Origin of the sequence: Xanthomonas axonopodis pv. maculifoliigardeniae, assembly GCF_041519315.1 — a bacterium.
GTDB lineage: Bacteria > Pseudomonadota > Gammaproteobacteria > Xanthomonadales > Xanthomonadaceae > Xanthomonas > Xanthomonas euvesicatoria.
In genome coordinates this window covers 2,837,687-2,855,800 of the sequence record NZ_CP167998.1, presented here as the reverse complement: position 1 = coordinate 2,855,800, position 18,114 = coordinate 2,837,687, and the positions used below count along the sequence as shown (strand labels likewise).

General features: G+C 66.8%; 13 protein-coding genes. 12 read left to right on the top strand and 1 reads right to left on the bottom strand.

Annotated elements, in window-relative coordinates:
* Positions 1-113: 113 nt before the first annotated feature.
* On the bottom strand, positions 114-830 hold the full coding sequence (locus ACDH77_RS12330; RefSeq protein ID WP_007965956.1) for an AraC family transcriptional regulator: 717 nt from the start codon (positions 828-830) through the stop codon (positions 114-116).
* Positions 831-990: 160 nt separating this feature from the next.
* On the opposite strand from ACDH77_RS12330, the gene ACDH77_RS12325 reads away from it, so the two are divergent.
* The 12 genes from ACDH77_RS12325 (at position 991) to ACDH77_RS12270 (ending at position 18,092) form a co-directional block, all read left to right on the top strand.
* A complete protein-coding gene (locus ACDH77_RS12325; RefSeq protein WP_218489152.1) occupies positions 991-1,929 on the top strand; it encodes a proline racemase family protein in 939 nt (312 codons plus the stop codon).
* Positions 1,930-2,045: 116 nt separating this feature from the next.
* Positions 2,046-3,206: an NAD(P)/FAD-dependent oxidoreductase gene (locus ACDH77_RS12320; protein ID WP_372353908.1), complete on the top strand. Its 1,161-nt coding sequence runs from the start codon at positions 2,046-2,048 to the stop codon at positions 3,204-3,206.
* Complete coding sequence (locus tag ACDH77_RS12315) at positions 3,203-3,448, top strand: 2Fe-2S iron-sulfur cluster-binding protein (protein ID WP_008571374.1); 246 nt, start codon at positions 3,203-3,205, stop codon at positions 3,446-3,448. Before ACDH77_RS12320 ends, ACDH77_RS12315 begins: the two co-directional genes overlap by 4 nt.
* On the top strand, positions 3,441-4,754 hold the full coding sequence (locus tag ACDH77_RS12310; RefSeq protein WP_372353476.1) for an FAD-dependent oxidoreductase: 1,314 nt from the start codon (positions 3,441-3,443) through the stop codon (positions 4,752-4,754). The genes ACDH77_RS12315 and ACDH77_RS12310 overlap by 8 nt, the downstream gene beginning before the upstream one ends.
* Complete coding sequence (locus tag ACDH77_RS12305; RefSeq protein ID WP_031423185.1) at positions 4,751-5,659, top strand: dihydrodipicolinate synthase family protein; 909 nt, start codon at positions 4,751-4,753, stop codon at positions 5,657-5,659. Before ACDH77_RS12310 ends, ACDH77_RS12305 begins: the two co-directional genes overlap by 4 nt.
* Positions 5,660-5,869: 210 nt before the next feature.
* On the top strand, positions 5,870-7,486 hold the full coding sequence (locus tag ACDH77_RS12300; RefSeq protein ID WP_109291607.1) for an aldehyde dehydrogenase family protein: 1,617 nt from the start codon (positions 5,870-5,872) through the stop codon (positions 7,484-7,486).
* Positions 7,483-8,682 (top strand): M24 family metallopeptidase, encoded by a 1,200-nt coding sequence (locus tag ACDH77_RS12295; RefSeq protein ID WP_008574355.1) that lies wholly within the window; start codon positions 7,483-7,485, stop codon positions 8,680-8,682. The genes ACDH77_RS12300 and ACDH77_RS12295 overlap by 4 nt, the downstream gene beginning before the upstream one ends.
* A gap of 115 nt (positions 8,683-8,797) precedes the next feature.
* The gene (locus ACDH77_RS12290; RefSeq protein WP_372353475.1) at positions 8,798-10,615 is read left to right on the top strand and encodes a DUF885 family protein; all 1,818 of its coding nucleotides are present in this window, start codon (positions 8,798-8,800) and stop codon (positions 10,613-10,615) included.
* Entirely contained in the window at positions 10,612-12,477 is a 1,866-nt protein-coding gene (locus tag ACDH77_RS12285) for a DUF885 family protein (RefSeq protein WP_031423179.1), read from the top strand. Before ACDH77_RS12290 ends, ACDH77_RS12285 begins: the two co-directional genes overlap by 4 nt.
* A gap of 62 nt (positions 12,478-12,539) precedes the next feature.
* The gene (locus ACDH77_RS12280; RefSeq protein WP_031423178.1) at positions 12,540-14,126 is read left to right on the top strand and encodes an APC family permease; all 1,587 of its coding nucleotides are present in this window, start codon (positions 12,540-12,542) and stop codon (positions 14,124-14,126) included.
* A complete protein-coding gene (locus ACDH77_RS12275; RefSeq protein ID WP_372353474.1) occupies positions 14,116-16,455 on the top strand; it encodes a DPP IV N-terminal domain-containing protein in 2,340 nt (779 codons plus the stop codon). Before ACDH77_RS12280 ends, ACDH77_RS12275 begins: the two co-directional genes overlap by 11 nt.
* Complete coding sequence (locus tag ACDH77_RS12270) at positions 16,455-18,092, top strand: DUF5597 domain-containing protein (RefSeq protein ID WP_338338625.1); 1,638 nt, start codon at positions 16,455-16,457, stop codon at positions 18,090-18,092. Before ACDH77_RS12275 ends, ACDH77_RS12270 begins: the two co-directional genes overlap by 1 nt.
* Positions 18,093-18,114 lie beyond the last annotated feature (22 nt).

Here is an 18,114-nt window from a genome sequence, read left to right as displayed (position 1 = left end):
TGCACGCAGCGCAGTCCCGCAGGTCTGGCGACTGCCCCGGCTGCGCCAGCGCATGGCAAATCCTGCCGAATTCGGCATTTGTGCCAGCGATGTGTCAACGCGAAGTTGTGTCCTTATAACTGACCCTTGAGCGCGCGGTAATCGCGCGGCGTCATGCCGACGGTGGCCTTGAACTGACGCGCGAACGCGCTCTGGTCGGCGAACCCGCAGCGTTGCCCGATGCTGGCGATGCTGTCGTCGCCGTACAGCAGCCGCATCGCCGATTCAATGCGCAACTTGGTCAGCAATTGCTGCGGGGTGACCTGGAACACGCGGCGGAAGTGGCGTTCCAGCTGCGCCACCGATAACCCGGCCAGGTCGGCCAGGCTCTGCACGCGCAGGTTGTCGCCGAAGTTGGCCTGCATGTGTTCCATCACCTGGCTCAAGCGTTCGTACGCGGAATGTCGGCTGTCGGGCTGGCCCAGGTCGCGTGAGATGCCGACCACGCCGATCACCTCATTGGCCTCGCACAGCGGGCGTTTGAAGGTCAGGCACCAGCCTGGCAGGCGGTTGGGGTACAGATGCACTTCGAGCTGGTTGTCGATGAGCTCGCCGCACAGCACGCGGCGGTCCTGCATCATGTAGCTGCCGCCCAGCGGCAACGGGAACACTTCCAGCGGCGAGCGGCCGATGATCTCGCTGCGCAGCTTGCGTCCCAACCGGCGCACCAGGGTCAGGTTGCAATGGGTGTAGCGGCCCTCGCTGTCCTTGATGAAGAACACCACATCCGGCAGTGCATCGAACAGCGTCTGCATTTCCAGGGCGGGCAGGTTGAGGTCCATCAGGGTCATGGTAGCGGTCACGATTAGACGGTTGCACGACGGTGCAGCCCAGCAATGATCCTAGCGCAAACGCGCGGTTGTGATTCGGGTTGATGATTGTGCGGATTTCCGCATTTTCACTTGGCATTGAACGCTAGTCGCCCGCAGGTCGGCAGTGGGAGCATGGGGTATGCACACCATCGACGTCATCGACTCCCACACGGCTGGCGAGCCTACCCGCGTGGTCCTTTCCGGTTTTCCAGATCTGGGCGATGGCGACCTGGCGCAGTGCCGCGAACGCTTTCGCAGCGAGTTCGACCACTGGCGCAGCGCCATCGCCTGCGAGCCGCGTGGGTCGGACACCATGGTGGGCGCCTTGTTGCTGCCCCCGCGCGACCCAGGCGCCTGCACCGGGGTGATCTTCTTCAACAACGTGGGCTACCTGGGCATGTGCGGGCACGGCACCATCGGGGTGGTCCGCACGCTGGCCGAGCTGGGGCGCATCGGCCCGGGCCAGCACCGGATCGAGACGCCGGTCGGCACGGTGGGCGTGGAGCTGGCCGACGACGGCACGGTGTGGGTGGACAATGTCGAGAGCTATCGTTTTGCCAGCGGGGTGGAGGTGGAGGTGCCGGGGCATGGCCGGGTGCGCGGCGACGTGGCCTGGGGCGGCAACTGGTTCTTCATCACCGAGCAGGCGCCGTGCGCGCTGGACCTGGCGCACCAGCGCGAGCTGACCGCCTATACCGAGGCGGTTCGGCTAGCCCTGGAAGCGGCCGGGATCACTGGCGAGGCCGGTGGCGAGATCGACCATATCGAAGTCAACGGCGCTGCGCCCGACGGTAGCGGCGTGGCGCGCAATTTCGTGCTGTGCCCGGGCTTGGCCTACGACCGCTCGCCGTGCGGCACCGGCACCAGCGCCAAGCTGGCCTGCCTGGCGGCGGACGGCAAATTGGCCGAAGGCGAGCGCTGGGTGCAGCAAGGCATTCTGGGCAGCGCCTTCGAAGGCAATTATCGGTTGAGCGGGCGTGGCATCGCACCGCGCATCAGTGGGCGGGCGTACATCACCGCGCGCGCGCAACTGGTGATCGACCCGGCGGACCCGTTCGCCTGGGGCATCGTGGCCTGATGGAACCCCAGCGGCCCGCACCGGTGCTTGCGTCGGTCACGCCGTCTGGCGCAGCACTGTCTGCTGCGCTGGCAGGAACTGCTGCTGCAACGCCTGCGTCGGCAGCGGCGCTTGGATTGGGTGCGGTTGCCGAATCCGGGTCCGCCGCGTCTGCCGCGTACACGCGACGCAGTTACGACCTGATCGTGATCGGCGCCGGCATTGTGGGCGCCGCTTGCGCGGAAGCGGCGGCGGGCGAGGGCCTTCGCGTGGCGATCGTCGAGCCGGGACCGATCGGCGGCGGCGCCACCGCCGCGGCGATGGGGCATCTGGTGGCGATGGACGACGACCCGGCCGAGCTGGCGTTGTCGGCGTATTCGCTGCGGCTGTGGGAACGCTTCGCCACGCTCAGCGAAGCCGAATTCAGCCGCTGCGGCACGCTGTGGGTGGCCCGCGATGCGCGCGAACTGGCGGCGGTGCCAGCCAAGATCGCGCGCCTGGCAACGGCCGGCCTGCATGCCGAAGCGATCGATGCCGCGCAGCTGTATGCGCTGGAGCCACAGCTGGTGCCCGGGCTGGCTGGCGGCATGCGCGTGCCCGATGAAGCCGTGGTGTATCCGCCGCGGGTCGCGCGGCATTTGGTGGGCGTGGCCTGCACGTCCGGTGCACGCTTGTTTGCCGGCCGCCGCGTGGTGCAGCTGCAGGCGCATGCGGTGCGTCTGGACGATGGGCAGACGCTCGCCGGGCCGGTGCTGGTGGCCAGCGGTGTGGCCTTGCCGCAGTTGCTGCCCGAGCTGGCACTGCGCCCGCGCAAGGGCCATTTGGTGATCACCGACCGGCACCCGGGGCTGATCCGGCATCAGCTGCTGGAACTGGGCTATGCGGATTCGGCGCACGGGGCCGACGACACCAGCGTGGCCTTCAATGTGCAGCCGCGGCCCACCGGACAGATCCTGATCGGCTCCTCGCGCCAGTTCGGCGAGCACGACCGCGCCTTGTCGATGCCGGTGCTGCAGCAGATGTTGCAGCGCGCCTTTGCGTACCTGCCGGTCCTGCGCGAGCTGCAGGCGATCCGCGTGTGGACCGGCCTGCGTCCGGCCACGCCGGACGGGCGCCCGTATCTGGGGGTGGTGCCCGGCCGACGCGATGTGTGGGTGGCCGCCGGTCACGAGGGGTTGGGGGTCACCACGGCGCTGGGGAGCGCACGGCTGATCGTGGACAGCCTGCTCGGGCGCACCCCGGCCATCGACCCGGCGCCCTACGCACCGGCGCGTGCCGTGCAAGGAGCGCCCGCATGAGCGCGACGGTGCGTCTGCAGGTGGACGGGCGCATGGTCGAGGTGCCGGCCGGTGCCAGCGTGGCGGCGGCCGTGGCGCAGGCGACGTTGCAGTTTCGCCAATCGAGCAGTGGGCAAGCGCGCGCGCCCCTGTGCGGCATGGGCGTGTGTTTCGAATGCCGCGTGCGCATCGATGGCGTGGGGCAGCAACGCGCCTGCCTGGTGGACGCATGCGATGGCATGCAGGTGCGCACCGATGGCTGAGCGCGTGCTGCATTTCGATGTGTTGGTGATCGGCGCCGGCCCGGCCGGGCTGGCGGCGGCGCAGGCGGCGGCCAGCCAAGGCGTGCGCGTGGGCGTGGTCGACATGCAGCCACGTACCGGCGGTCAGGTGTGGCGCAGCGATGTGCAACACGGCGCGCCGGCCGATGCGCGCGCATTGCGGCAGCAGGTGGCGGGCAATGCAGCGATCACCGTGCTGACGCGCACGCAGATTCTGCTGGCGCAACCGGGCTGGCTGCTGGCCGATGGCCCCGACGGCACGCTGCAACTGCATTACGCCGCCCTGGTGCTGGCCACCGGTGCGCGCGAATTGCTGTTGCCATTTCCAGGCTGGACCTTGCCCGGCGTCACCGGTGCCGGCGCCGCGCAGGCGCTGGCCAAGCAGGGCTGGCCGCTGGCGGGCAAGCGCGTGCTGGTGGCCGGCAGTGGCCCGTTGTTGCTGGCCAGTGCGGCCACGTTGCAACGGCATGGCGCGCAGGTACTCGGCATCCACGAGCAAACCTCGGCAGCGGCGTTGCGGCAGTTCGCGCTGCAATTGTGGCGCTGGCCAGGTAAGGCCGCGCAGGCGGTGGCCTTGCGCCTGCAGCTGCGTGCAGTGGCATATCGCGCCGGCAGCATCGTGGTTGCCGCGCATGGCGACACGCAGCTGCGCGAAGTGGAGCTCGCCGGGCCCGGCGGCCGCACGCGTCTGGCCTGCGATCAACTGGCGGTGGGCTATGGCCTGGTGCCCAACACCGAGCTTGCGCAATTGCTGGGTTGTCAGCTGCATGCCTGCGGCGCGCACCAGCAGGTGCAGGTGGATGCGCTGTTGCGTACCAGCGTTAACCAGATCTTTGCCGCCGGCGAAGTTTGCGGCATCGGCGGGCGCGATTGCGCATTGATCGAAGGAGCGATGGCCGGACACATGGCGGCCGATGCACCGGAGGCGGCGCTGCGTCTGCAGCCCCGGCGTGACGCCGCGCGTGCGTTTGCCGATCTGCTGCACCAGCATTTCGCGCTTGACCCGCGTATCCGCACGCTGGCGCAGGCGGACACCTTGATCTGCCGCTGCGAAGACGTACCGCTGGCCGCCCTGGACAGCTTCGACGATGCGCGCGACGCCAAGCTCGCCTCGCGCTGCGGCATGGGCGCCTGCCAGGGCCGTATCTGCGGCGCTGCGCTAGCCGAACTGGGGCGCTGCCCGCCCGATCTTTCTACCGACGCCGGCCGCCGGCCGCCGTTGTTCCCGGTCCGCCTCGCGGCGCTGGCCGACTCGTTCACTTCCGACTTGCAAGGGAAACATCCATGAGCAATGCTGCGTTCTGGCACGGCGTGCTGCCGGCCATCACCACCCCGTTCACCGCCAACGGCGACATCGACCACGACTTCCTCGGCAAGCACGCAAATCAACTGGTGGATGCCGGTTGCACCGCGATCGTGCCGCTGGGCTCGTTGGGGGAGGCCGCGACCTTGAGCGTGGAAGACAAGCTGGCGATCCTGCGCACACTGGTCACCGCCCTGAACGGCCGCGTGCCGGTGGTGCCGGGCATCGCCAGCCTGGCCACCGGCGAAGCGGTCGCGCTGGCCAAGGCGGCCAAGGACATCGGCTGCGGCGGCTTGATGGTGCTGCCGCCGTACGTGTATTCCACCGACTGGCGCGAGATGGGCGCGCATGTGCGCGCGGTGATCGGTGCAACCGATCTGCCGGTGATCCTGTACAACAACCCAGTGGCCTACAAGACCGATTTCGGCCCGGCGCAGATCGCCGAGCTGGCCGCCGAATTCCCGAACCTGCAGGCCGTGAAGGAATCCTCCGGCGACGTGCGCCGCTTCGCTGCGCTGCAGGAATTGCTGGGCGATCGCCTGGCGCTGCTGGTGGGCATGGACGATGCCATCGTCGAAGGCCTGAGCATGGGCGCCAAGGGCTGGATCGCCGGCCTGGTCAATGCGTATCCGAAGGAATCGGTGCGCCTGTTCGAACTCGCCCGCGATGGCGGTTACCCGGCGGCCAGGGAGCTTTACCACTGGTTCCTGCCGCTGCTGCGCCTGGATACGGTGCCCACCTTCGTGCAGCTGATCAAACTGGTGCAGGCCAAGGTCGGCATGGGCAGCGAGCAGGTGCGTGCGCCGCGCCTGGTGGTGGCCGGCGCCGAGCGCGATGCCGCCTTGAAGGTGATCGACCATGCCATCGCCACCGCGCCTACATTGTCTTGATGGCGCACTGATGCTGCCCTGGTCCGTCGTGCCTGCGGGTGAGCGCCAGGTGCCAGTTGTGCCGATTCGTAGCACGCGCCCTGCCTGCGCGCGCCGCGATGCGTTGGCCGATGCGGATGTGGCATCCAGTGCTGCATCCTCATCGTCTTTTTGGTCTGCCGCCAGCGCACCGAGCGCAGGTCCTGCCTCCCTGTCACCGAAGGTGCCGCAATGAACGAGACGAACCACTCCATTCCCGCGGCCGCAGCCGAGATCCTGCTGGCAGGGCAATGGCAAGCCAGCCGCGCCGCCACCGGCAGTTTCCGCGCTGCCGACCCGGCCACCGGCGAGCCGATCGGGCCGTACTTTCCGGTCAGTGGTGCGGACGATGTGGAAGCGGCCGTGGTTGCGGCGCAGTCAGTGGCGGCGGCGTTGGCGGCCGCACCGGTCGAGCGGATCGCGGCCTTTCTGGAAGGCTATGCCGACGCGCTGGATGCCGATGCCGAGACCCTGGTCGCGCTGGCGCATGCCGAGACGGCGTTACCGGCGCCCACACGCTTGCGCGGTAACGAACTGCCGCGCACCAGCGGCCAACTGCGGCAGGCCGCACAGGCCGTGCGCAGCTACAGCTGGACCCAGCCCATCATCGACAGCGCGGCAGACCTGCGTTCGCACCTGGCGCCACTGGGCAAACCGGTGCTGGTGTTCGGCCCGAACAACTTTCCGTTCGCGTTCAATGCAATTGCCGGCAGCGATTTCGCCTCGGCGATTGCCGCGCGCAACCCGGTCATTGCCAAGGCGCATCCGTTGCATCCGGCCACCAGCCAGCGCATGGCGCAGCTCGCGCATCAGGCCTTGGTTGGGGCCGGTCTGCCTGCGGCGGCGGTGCAACTGCTGTATCACTTCGACACTGCCGTCGGCCTGCGCTTGGCGGGCGATGCGCGGCTGGGCGCGATCGGTTTCACTGGCAGCCGTGCCGGTGGGCTGGCACTGAAGGCGGCCGCAGACGCGGCGGGCGTGCCGTTTTATGCCGAGCTTTCCAGCGTCAACCCGGTCTTCCTGTTGCCGGGCGCGCTGGCCGAACGCGGCGACGCGCTTGCGCAGGAATTCTTCGCCTCCTGCACGCTGGGTAGCGGGCAGTTCTGCACCAACCCCGGTGTGGTGGTGGTGCCGCATGGCGCGGCTGGCGAGGCGTTCGTTGCGGCCACCAAGGCGCATTTCGAAGCGGCCATGCCGATGGTGCTGTTCTCCGCCGCCGGTGTAGAAGGCGTGCAACGCGGTGTGGCGAGCCTGCGTGCCGCCGGCGCCAGCATGCTGGCCGGCGGACACACCGGCGAGGATGGCTACCGTTATGCGCCGACCTTGTTGAGCGTGGATGCGCAAGCCTTTCTGGCCAACCCGCACGCCCTGCAGGCCGAAGCCTTCGGCCCGGTGAGCCTGCTGGTGCGCGCAGCCGATGTGGCGCAGATGGCACAGGTGGCTGCCGCGTTCGAAGGCAACCTGACCGGCACGTTGTACCGCGCGGCCGACGGCAGCGACGATGCCGCGTGGCAGACCATCGCCCCGGTGTTGCGCGCGCGGGTGGGGCGGTTGATCAACAGCAAGATGCCGACCGGCGTGGCCGTGAGCGCGGCGCAGAACCACGGCGGCCCGTTCCCGAGCACCGGGCATCCGGGCTTCACGGCGGTGGGCATGCCCGGCGCCATCCGCCGTTTTGCCGCCTTGCACAGCTACGACGCGGTGCCCGATGCACTGCTGCCTGCAGAACTGCGCCAGCGCAATCCGGGCGGCGTGGCACGTTTGGTCGATGGGCAATGGAGCACGGCCGATCTTGGAGCCGGCGCATGAGCAGCCAGATCGGCGGGCTGTCGCTTGCGCAAGCGCGTGCGCAACTGACGCCGTGGACACAATGCGCCGCGCCGATCGCCACGGACGAATACGAGCGCCGCATCGAGCGTGCGCGCACCCTCATGCGCGCGCATGGCGTGGATGCGCTGTTGATCGGTGCCGGCACGTCGCTGCGCTATTTCACCGGCGTGCCGTGGGGGGCGAGCGAGCGTCTGGTGGCCCTGCTGCTGACGCTGGATGGCGAGCCGGTGCTGATCTGCCCGATGTTCGAGGAAGGCTCGCTGGATGCGGTGCTGAAGATCCCGGTGACCAAATACCTGTGGGAAGAGCACGACGACCCGTACGCACTGGTGGTACAGGCCATGGACGAGCGCCATGCGCATGCCCTGGCGCTGGACCCGGGCATTGCGTTCGCCGTGCATACCGGTCTGCGTGCGCATCTGGGCAAGGCCATTCGTGATGCCGGCGCGATCATCGATGGCTGCCGCATGTGCAAGTCGCCGGCCGAGCTGGCATTGATGCAGCAGGCTTGCGATATGACCTTGCTGGTGCAGCGGCTGGCGGCCGGTATCGCACACGAGGGCATCGGGACCGATGAACTGGTGCGCTTCATCGACCAGGCGCACCGCGCGCTGGGCGCCGACAACGGATCGACCTTCTGCATCGTGCAGTACGGCCACGCCACTGCGTTTCCGCACGGCATCCCGGGTGTGCAGCACCTGCGCGAAGGCGAACTGGTGTTGATCGACACCGGCTGCACCGTGCAGGGCTACCACTCCGACATCACCCGCACCTGGATCTATGGCGCGGCCAACGACGCGCAGCAGCGCATCTGGGACCTGGAGCAGGCCGCGCAGGCGGCGGCATTCGCAGCGATCCGCCCGGGCGTGGCATGCGAGGCGGTGGATCAGGCCGCGCGCAAGGTGCTGGAGGCAGCCGGGCTCGGCCCCGACTATCGATTGCCCGGGTTGCCGCATCGCACCGGTCACGGCTGCGGCCTGGCGATTCATGAGGCGCCTTACCTGGTGCGCGGCAATGCGCTGCCGTTGCAGCCGGGCATGTGTGCCAGCAACGAGCCGATGATCGTGGTGCCGGAACAGTTCGGCGTGCGCCTGGAAGACCATTTCCACGTGACCGACGATGGCGCGCAGTGGTTCACGCCGCCGTCGGTGGCGATCGATCAACCGTTTGCGTGAGCCGTTACAGGTTCACGCACGCGTAGGAGCGCACCCGGGCGCGACGGGCAGTCCCGATGAAGCCGTCGCGCTCAGGCGCGCTCCTACAGCCGCCATTGCATCTTGGAGTGAATGCATGAAACACCTGCGTCCCGTTGCCATCGGTCTACTCGCCGCGGCCTTGGTCACCGCCTGCAAGCCGGCGCCGCCCGCAGCGGAGCGGGCGGCTACACCTGCCTCCGCCTCGACCGGCGAGCAGGCTGCCAAGGCCTTCGATGCGCTGCTGGACAAGCAGTGGCAGTACCAACTGCAGCACAACCCCGAGTTCGCCAGCATCATCGGCGACAAGCGTTACAACGACCGCTGGAGCGATTACTCGCTGGAGGCCGTGCAGGCAGAGCGCAGCGCAACGGCCGACCTGCTCAAGCAGTTCGAAGCGGTGGATACCAAGACGCTGGACGAGCAACGCCAGCTCAGCCTGCAGATGATGCTGGGCCAGTTGCGCGACAAGCTGGAAGGGATCGACCTGAAAACCTATGCAATGCCGCTGGAACCGATCGGCGGCATACAGTTGGCGTTGGCCGGCTACGGCGATGCCTTCCCGTTCGAAAATGCCAAGGATTACCAGGACTACATCAAGCGGCTGCAGGCGATTCCGACGGTGATCGACCAGGTGATCGCGGTGTCGCGGCAGGGGGCGAAGGACGGCCTCACCCAGCCGCGTTATCTGCTGGAGCGCTTGCCCGAGCAGATCGACAAGATTGCGGCCTTGACCGGCGCGCAGAGCCCGTTCGCCTCGCCATTGAAAAAGCTCGACGCCGCCGTACCGGCCGACCAGCGCGAGGTGCTGCGCCAACAGCTGCTCGCCGCGATCGACCAACAGGTGCGCCCGGCTTACGCAAAGCTGGCCGCGTTCGTCCGCGACGAATATGCCGCGCAGGGGCGCGCGCAGGAAGGTGTCTGGTCGCTGCCCGATGGCGAGCGCCGCTATCGTTACGCCATCCACACCCAGACCACCACCGACATGGCGCCGGAGGACATCCACCAGATTGGTCTGAAGGAGGTGGCGCGCATCGAAGGCGAGATGACGCAGATCGCCAAGGCGCAGGGTTTTGCGGATCTGGCCAGCTTCCGCAAGGCCGTGGAGACCGACAAGCGACACTTCGCCACCTCGGGCGACCAGATCCTGCAGCAATACCGCCAGTACATCGCAGCGATGGAACCGCAGCTGCCGAAGTTGTTCGGCCATCTGCCCAAGACCCCGCTGGAAGTGCAGGCGATGCCGGCGTTCCGGCGTACCGCACCGGGCGCCGAATACTGGCAGAGCAATCCGGAAGGCACCAAGCCGGCGATCGTGAAGGTCAACACCAGTGACTTCGCCAGCCGCACGTTGATCAATATCGAAACCACCGCCTACCACGAAGGCGTGCCCGGGCATCACCTGCAGATCTCGCTTGCGCAGACATTGCCGTTGCCGCCGTTCCGCCAGCAGGCCGGCTACAACGCCTATATCGAAGGTTGGGCGCTGTATGCCGAGCGCCTGGGCAAGGAGATCGGTTTCTTCAAAGATCCGTACAACGACTATGGGCGCCTGTCCGGCGAATTGCTGCGCGCCAACCGGTTGGTGCTCGACACCGGCGTGCACTACAAGCACTGGAACCGCCAGCAAATGGTGGATTTCTTCCACGCACATCCGTCCGATGACGAGCCCAGCATCCAGTCTGAAACCGATCGCTACATCGTGTGGCCGGGCCAAGCGCTGGGGTACAAGCTCGGCCAGCTGCAGATCCTGGCGCTGCGTGCGGAAGCCGAGAAGGAACTCGGTGAGCGCTTCGATGTGCGTGCCTTCCACGATGCGGTGCTGGGCGGAGGCGCGATGCCGCTGGCACTGTTGCAGCAACGGGTGCGGCAGTGGATTGCGCAGGCCAAGGCGGCGCCGGAGGCACACCCATGAGCACCACCAGCGCGTTACGCGCAAGCACATTGACCCTGTTGATTGCGGCCTGCCTGGGCGGGCTGGCCCTGCCTGTGCACGCGGCCGAGGCTGCGGCTGCGGCCACACAGAACACTGCAGCGGCACGCTTCAAGGCCTTGTACACACGCGAGTGGCGCTGGCGCCAGGCGCAGGCGTCGGGCGCGGTGGATGAAGACAACCAGGCCACGCAGGAGCAACAGGCCGACCATCTGCCCAAGGTCGATGTCGCCACGCAGAACCAGCGCACGGCGTATTGGCAACAGGTGTTGAAGGAACTGGATGCCATCCCGCAGGCACAGTTGTCGGCCGAAGATCAGGTGAGCTACCAAGTGTATCGGCAGCAATTGCAGGTACTGCTGGACCAGCAGCATTTTCGCGCCTGGGAAATGCCGTTCAATAGCGACTCGGCGTTCTGGAGCGATCTGGGCTTCAGCGCCGAGGCCACGCTGCGTACGCGCGAGGATTACCAGCGTTATCTGAAGATGCTGGCCGACATCCCGCGCTATTTCGCCGAGCACACCGACAATATGCGCGCCGGGCTGGCGCGCGGTTTCACCCAGCCGCGGGTCACGATGACCGGGCGCGACCAGTCCATCGCCGATGTGGCGCAGGCCAAAGGCGAGGCCAACCCGTTCTACGCGCCGTTCAAGCAGATGCCGGCGACGCTGCCGGCCGATGTGCAGGCGCAGCTGCGCCAGCGGGCAGTCAAGGCCATCGATACACAGGTGGTTCCGGCATACGCCAAGCTGCTGGATTTCATCCGCAATGACTACCAGCCGCGCGCACGCACCACGCTGGCCGGCGAAGCGTTGCCGGACGGGCAGGCGTATTACCGTGCGCAGATTCGCGAGTTCACTACGCTGGATTTGAGCCCTGACCAGATCCATCAGATCGGCTTGCAGGAGGTGGCCAAGCTGCGCACGCAGATGGACCAGACCATCGCGGCCAGCGGCTTCAAGCCGCCGGCCGGGCAGGCGGTATTCCCGGCGTTTCTGCACTTCCTGCGGACCGACCCGCAGTTCTACGCCAAGACGCCGGAAGAGTTGCTCAAGCAGGCGGCCTGGATCGCCAAGCGCGTGGACGCCAAGGTGGGCGATTACATCGGCCGGCTGCCGCGCCGTCGCTTCGCCATCGAGCCGGTGCCGCCGGAGCTGGCGCCGTTCTACACCGGCGGTCGCGGTGGGCCGGGCATCTATCTGGTCAATACCTACAACCTGCCGTCGCGGCCGCTGTACAACCTGACCGCGCTGACCTTGCACGAATCCTCGCCCGGTCACGCATTGCAGATGCCGCTCGCGGCAGAGGCGCAAGGCTTGCCGGAGTTCCGTCGCTACGGCTTCATCTCCGCCTACGGTGAAGGTTGGGCGCTGTATTCGGAGTATCTGGGCCAGGAAATGGGCATGTACGACACGCCCTATGACCGCTTCGGTTACCTGACCTACCAGATGTGGCGCGCCTGCCGTCTGGTGATCGATACCGGCATCCACCACAAGGGCTGGACGCGCGAGCAGGCGCAGGCCTACCTGCGCGACAACACTGCGCTCAGCGAGCACGAAGTCACCACCGAGGTGGACCGCTACATCGCCTGGCCGGGGCAGGCGCTGTCGTATTACCTGGGCGAGCTGAAAATACTGGAGCTACGCCGCAAGGCAGAAGCCGCGCTTGGCGAAAAGTTCGACCTGCGCAACTTCCACGATGCGGTGCTGCAGACCGGTTCGGTGCCATTACCGGTGCTGGAAGCGCGCATCGACCGCTTCATCGCCGATGGCGGCGTGTCGCCTTACCCGCCGGATGACCCGGCAGAGGCATCGGCAGAGGCGAAGGCCTCTGCCAGCGACTGACACGTGCGCGCACGTGATGCTCTAAGTGCAGTAACCGCGCTTTCCACACTTCGGGGCGACGTATGACCACACACGCTGCGACCACGCAAGGCAAGTTCCACAAGCGCCTCAGCCTCACCGACCTGACCTTTATCGGGCTGGGTTCGATCTTCGGTTCCGGGTGGTTGTTTTCGGCCAGCCACGTCTCATCGATCGCGGGGCCGGCCGGCATCGTGTCGTGGATACTCGGTGGTATCGCGGTGCTGCTGCTCGGGCTGGTGTATTGCGAACTTGGCGCGGCATTGCCGCGCGCCGGCGGAGTGGTGCGCTACCCGGAGTATTCGCATGGCGCCTTGCTCGGTTCGTTGACCGGCTTCATCACCTTGATCGCGTTCTCCAGCCTGATCGCGATCGAAGTTGAGGCGGCGCGGCAATACGCAGCGGCGTGGTTCCCGTGGTTGAGCCAGCCGAACAGTACCCATCCCAGCGTGGCGGGTTGGCTGGTGCAGCTGGCCTTGCTGGTGCTGTTCTTCGTACTCAACTACTTCAGCGTCAAGACCTTCGCGCTGGCCAACAACATCGTCAGCATCTTCAAGTTTCTGGTGCCGATCCTGGTGATTGTGCTGCTGATGCAGCACTTCGATGCCGGCAATCTGAGCGTGCATGGGTTCGCGCCCTCTGGCATGGCCGGTGTGGAAGCGGCGATCTCGGCCGGCGGCATCATCTTCGCGTATTTGGGGTTGACGCCGATCGTGTCGGTGGCCAGTGAGGTGCGCGACCCGCAGCGCAATATTCCGATTGCGCTGATCCTGTCGGTGGCGCTGTCCACGGTGATTTACGTGCTGCTGCAGCTGGCGTTCCTGGGCAGCATCCCGGCCGCGCAGCTCGCGCAAGGCTGGGCGGGCATCGACAAGGCCTTCTCGCTGCCGTATCACGACATCGCCCTGGCCTTGGGCATGGCGTGGCTGGCTGCGCTGGTGATCTGCGATGCGATGGTCTCGCCCAGCGGCACCGGCAACATCTACATGAATGCCACGCCGCGCGTGGTGTACGGCTGGGCGCGCAGTGGCGGGTTCTTGCCGGTGCTGACGCGGGTGGACCCGGCTTCGGGTATCCCGCGTCCGGCACTGTGGTTGAGCCTGGGGTTGTCGATCTTCTGGACGCTGCCGTTCCCCTCGTGGGAAACGCTGATCGGGGTGGTGTCGGCCGCCTTGGTGCTGAGCTATGCGGTGGCGCCGATCACGGTGGCGGCCCTGCGCCGCAGCGCGCCGGACTTGCCACGCCCATTTTTCGTGCGTGGCCTGCCGGTGATGGGGCCGCTGTCGTTCATGGTTGCGGCGTTGATCGTGTACTGGTCCACCTGGCCGACCTTGTCGTGGTTGCTCGGCTTGCAGGTGCTGGCGTTCGTGCTGTACGTGCTATTTCGCCTGCCTTTGCGCCAGGGCCGCGCGCGCCTGGTGCGGCAGGTACGCGCGTCGCTGTGGCTGATCGTGTTCTTCGTGCTGGTGATGCTGGTGTCGTGGGCGGGCACGTTCGGTGGACATGGCTGGATTGCGCATCCCTTCGATACGTTGAGCGTGGCGGTCATCGCGTTCTGCATCTATCACTGGGGCGCACGCAGCGGTTTGCGCAGCGACGAGCTTGCGCTGGAGGAGGACGATGGTGAGTGATGCGCGCCGCCGCGCATTTGGTTTGCGTCGATGGTCTGCGCTGGCCGGGTACATGATGGTGTTGTCGGGTGCTGTGCAGGCTGCGCCCAGCGTTGCCGATTACCAACGTTCGCTGGGTCTGCGCGAACAGTGGATGACGCTGACGGAGAATGTCGCCTGGCCGGCGCAATGGCAGGACAATGGAAGGTTCTATTACCGCAAGACGGTGCCGGGCGGCTTTGCGTTTGTCAGTGCCGATGTGGCCACCTTGCAGAAGCAGCCGGCCTTCGATCAGGCACGCGTGGCGCAGGGCCTGAGTGCGGCAACCGGCAAGCCCTATGCGGCGCTGCGTCTGCCGTTCGAGCAGTTTTCGTTTTCAACCGAGGGCGAACGCAGCGATGGCGCCATTGTTTTCGCACTGGACGATGCGCCCTGGCGTTGCACGCTGACCACCTACCACTGCGCGCCCGATGCTCGGCTGCAGGCCACTTCACGCCCACGCGGTTTCGGCGTGGTGCGCGACCCGCTGGTGCCGGCCGACACCACGCCGCGTCGCTCGCCGGATGCCAGGTGGGAGGTGTTGGCCGATGGTTGGAACCTGGTGTTGCGCCGTGTCGCCGACGGGCAGGTCACCCGGCTCAGCAGTGACGGCCGTGCCGATGACTATTTCGATCTGGAGAGTGTTGCCTGGTCGCCGGATTCGCGGCAGCTGGCGGTGTATCGCGTGCGTCCGGGGCTGGCTCGCCGTGTCACCCGCGTCGAAGCCGCGCCTGCCGGCGGTGGGCAACCGGTGGTGCACACCCAGTTGTATCCCAAGCCGGGCGATGCGGTGGATGTGGAACGGCCGGTGCTGTTCTCCCTGGACGGAACACGTCGCGACGTGGACACGGCGTTGTTCGACAACCCGTATTCGTTGTCGCCGCTGCAGTGGCGCAGCGACGGTCGCAGTGTCGCGTTCGACTATGTGCAACGCGGCTTCCAGCGCATGCGCGTGATTGCGGTGGATGCACGCAGCGGGCGCGCGCGCGTGGCAGTCGGCGAAGACGCCCGCACCTTCGTGTATGCCGACCGCAGCTTTCGCCACGACGTAGACGGGCGTGGCGATGAGGTGCTGTGGATCTCCGAGCGCGATGGCTGGCGGCACCTGTATCTGTTCGATGGACGCAGCGGCAAGGTGAAGCGCCAGCTCACCCGCGGGCCGTGGGTGGTGCGCGAAGTGCTGCGCGTGGACGATGCGCAACGCCGCATCTGGTTCACGGCCAGCGGGATGGAGGCGGGCAAGGACCCGTACGACCGGCAGCTCTACAGCGTTGATTTCGACAGCCGCCGGTTGACCCGCCTGACCCACGCCGATGCCGACCACGACGTGGCCATTGCCGATGATGGCCTGCATTACGTCGATGTCTATTCGCGTCCGGACCTGCCGCCGGTGATGGAGCTGCACGCCATCGATGGCCAGCTGCTGCACACCGTGGAGCGTGGCACGATCGACAAGCTGCAGGCCGCCGGCTGGCGCGCGCCGGAGACCTTCGTGGCCAAGGGGCGCGACGGCACCACCGATATCTGGGGCATGGTGGTGCGTCCGCGCGACTACGATCCGCGCAAGACCTATCCGGTGATCGAAAACATCTATGCGGGGCCGCACGATTCCTTCGTGCCCAAGACGTTCTGGCCGTTCGGTTATCACTCCGGCGGCGACAAGCAGATCGGCATGCAGGCGCAGGCCGATCTGGGTTTCATCGTGGTGATGATCGACGGCATGGGGACCGCCAACCGCTCCAAGGCGTTTCATGATGTCGCGTGGAAAAACCTGGGCGATTCAGGGTTTGCCGACCGCATTGCCTGGCATCGTGCGCTGGCGGCCAAGGACCCGTCCTACGACATCAGCCGCGTCGGCATCTACGGTGCATCGGCCGGCGGGCAGAGCACGCTGGGAGCGCTCGAGCGTCACCCGGAGTTCTACAAGGTGGGCGTTGCGTTCGCCGGGTGCTACGACAACCGCATGGACAAGATCAGCTGGAACGAGCAGTGGATGGGCTGGCCGGTGGATGCCAGCTACGCCGCAGCCTCGGGCGTGGTCAATGCGAGCAAGCTGCAGGGCGACCTGCTGCTGATCGTGGGCGAGCAGGACAGCAATGTGGATCCGGCGTCCACCGCACAAGTCGTCGATGCCCTGATCAAGGCCGGCAAGGAATTCGACCTGCTCACCGTGCCGGGTGGCGAGCATTCGGTTGGCCGCTCCAGCGGGCCGATCGATTACGTGCAACGTCGCCAGTACGACTTCTTCGTGCGCCACCTGCGCAACGAGCCTACGCCGCACTGGAATTCCCTGCCATCGGAGGTGCAATGATGCGTTTGTTTGCTCGATTCAAGCCGCAGCGGCGCAGCCGGGTGGCGGGTCTGCTGTGGTCGCTGGCATTGCTGGCTGGCAACGCACCGTTGCTTGCGGCCGCCGAAGAACTGCCGCGCTTCGTCACCAAGGACGGCCGCCACGCGGTGTTTGTCGATGGTGCGCCGTATACCATCCTGGCCGCGCAGTTGCATAACTCCAGCGCATGGCCAGCGGTATTACCCAAGGCATTGGACGATGTGGTTGCCCTGCACGCCAATACGGTGGAAGCGCCTGTGTACTGGGAGCAGTTCGAGCCGGCACAGGGCCGCTTCGACACGACCAATGTGGACGCGCTGATTGCCGGCGCCCGCAAGCGTGGCCTGCGTGTCGCGCTCCTGTGGTTCGGTAGCTGGAAGAACGGCCAGATGCATTACGTGCCCGAATGGATCAAGCGCGACGAGGCGACGTACCCGCGCATGCGCGATGCCAATGGCGAGCCGGTGGATGTGTTGTCGCCCCATGTGGCCGCCAACATGCAGGCCGATGCGCGGGCGTTCACCGCGTTGATGCAGCATCTGCGCAAGGTGGATGGCGACCGCCACACGGTGATTCTGGTGCAGGTGGAAAACGAGCCCGGCGCGATCGGCACCGTGCGCGATCACGGCCCGGCAGGCGAGGCAGCGTTTGCGCAACCGGTACCAGCCGCGATTGCGCGCGCACTCGGCAAACCGCAGGGCAGCTGGCAGCAACTGTTCGGCGCCGAAGCTGCCGAAGCGTTCAACGCATATGCAACCGCTGCGTATATCGAACAGGTGGCCGCCGCGGGCAAGCGTGTCTATCCGCTGCCGTTCTACGTCAACACCTGGCTGCGCTACAAGGGTAAGCGCTATCCGGGCATGGACTATCCGTCCGGCGGCGCGACGGTGAACGTATTCGCGTTGTGGCGCGCGGCCACGCCGTCGATCGATTTCATTGGTACCGACATCTACACCAGCGACTACACCGAATACACCAAGGTCGTCGGCCAATACGTGCGGCCCGATAATCCGGCCTGGGTCTCGGAAACCGGCTTCGAAGCCGCCACTGCGCCGTATCTGTTCCATGTGCTGGGGCAGGGCGGGGTCGGCTTTTCGGTGTTCGGCATGGATGGCAACCCCGACAGCGAGGCCAACCGCGCAGCGGTTGCAGCCCATGCGGCCAACTTCACGCTGCTGGCGCCGATGCAGCGGATCGTGGCGCAGGCCGCCTTCGACGGCCGCCTGCAGGCGGTGGCCGAGCAGCCCGGCGCGCCACAGCGCACGCTGCGCTTCGGCGAGTGGGGGGCCAAGGTGTCGTTCGGTGCGCCCATGTGGGGCGATGCGCCGCCCATCCTGCCCGGCAACGACGACCACGCCGGCCGGCTGCTGGTGGCCCAACTGGGGCCGGAGGAATTCCTGGTGACCGGTATGGCTGCGCGCATTGAATTTTTTCGCGACGCGGCCGATACCCGTCATGGACAACTGTTGCGGGTGAAGCAGGGGCGGTATGTCGACGGGCGCTGGCAGATGGAAAGGCAGCTCAACGGCGACCAGACCGACTACGGCCTCAACTTCGGGCGTGTGGATGCAAACGGCAATGTGCCTGTGGTGTTGCGGGTGCGGGTAGGGACTTACTGAGCCTTGCTGACCGTGTCGCTGC

Coding starts and splice junctions, on each gene's coding strand:
- ACDH77_RS12325 (WP_218489152.1), top strand. CDS start 991: ATGCACACCATCGACGTCATCGACTCCCACACGGCTGGCGAGCCTACC.
- ACDH77_RS12295 (WP_008574355.1), top strand. CDS start 7,483: ATGAGCAGCCAGATCGGCGGGCTGTCGCTTGCGCAAGCGCGTGCGCAA.
- ACDH77_RS12305 (WP_031423185.1), top strand. CDS start 4,751: ATGAGCAATGCTGCGTTCTGGCACGGCGTGCTGCCGGCCATCACCACC.
- ACDH77_RS12310 (WP_372353476.1), top strand. CDS start 3,441: ATGGCTGAGCGCGTGCTGCATTTCGATGTGTTGGTGATCGGCGCCGGC.
- ACDH77_RS12290 (WP_372353475.1), top strand. CDS start 8,798: ATGAAACACCTGCGTCCCGTTGCCATCGGTCTACTCGCCGCGGCCTTG.
- ACDH77_RS12330 (WP_007965956.1), bottom strand. CDS start 830: ATGACCCTGATGGACCTCAACCTGCCCGCCCTGGAAATGCAGACGCTG.
- ACDH77_RS12285 (WP_031423179.1), top strand. CDS start 10,612: ATGAGCACCACCAGCGCGTTACGCGCAAGCACATTGACCCTGTTGATT.
- ACDH77_RS12280 (WP_031423178.1), top strand. CDS start 12,540: ATGACCACACACGCTGCGACCACGCAAGGCAAGTTCCACAAGCGCCTC.
- ACDH77_RS12275 (WP_372353474.1), top strand. CDS start 14,116: ATGGTGAGTGATGCGCGCCGCCGCGCATTTGGTTTGCGTCGATGGTCT.
- ACDH77_RS12315 (WP_008571374.1), top strand. CDS start 3,203: ATGAGCGCGACGGTGCGTCTGCAGGTGGACGGGCGCATGGTCGAGGTG.
- ACDH77_RS12300 (WP_109291607.1), top strand. CDS start 5,870: ATGAACGAGACGAACCACTCCATTCCCGCGGCCGCAGCCGAGATCCTG.
- ACDH77_RS12270 (WP_338338625.1), top strand. CDS start 16,455: ATGCGTTTGTTTGCTCGATTCAAGCCGCAGCGGCGCAGCCGGGTGGCG.